The sequence below is a fragment of the Pseudomonas sp. 3B-A001-10F genome, from assembly GCF_056313565.1.
In genome coordinates this window covers 1-409 of the sequence record NZ_JBQYFW010000092.1, presented here as the reverse complement: position 1 = coordinate 409, position 409 = coordinate 1, and the positions used below count along the sequence as shown (strand labels likewise).

Here is a 409-nt window from a genome sequence, read left to right as displayed (position 1 = left end):
GTCTCGGGACGCGGATGCTCGTCCTTGTCGACGGTGATCGGGCCGGCCTTGCCGCCGGGCACCTGGACCGGGACGATCTCCTCGGCGAAATAGCCCGACGCGATCGCCGCGCCGGCGCGCTGCTGCGAGCGGATCGCCATCGCGTCCTGATCGGCGCGCGACACCTGGAATTCCTCGGCGACGTTCTCGCCGGTCTCCGGCATCGCATCGACGCCGTACTGCGCCTTCATCAGCGGATTGATGAAGCGCCAGCCGATCGTGGTGTCATAGATATCGGACGAGCGCGAGAAGGCTTCCGCGGCCTTGCCCATCACGAACGGTGCGCGCGTCATCGATTCGACGCCGCCCGCGATCGCGAAATCGATCTCGCCGGCGCGGATGGCGCGGCCAGCGGCGCCGACCGCATCGA

1 protein-coding gene is annotated in these 409 nt (G+C 68.7%); it reads right to left on the bottom strand.

Annotated features, from left to right (window positions below):
- A partial coding sequence (locus AC0ZWN_RS28885) for a thiolase family protein (protein ID WP_476337720.1) occupies window positions 1-409 on the bottom strand: 409 nt, incomplete at both ends.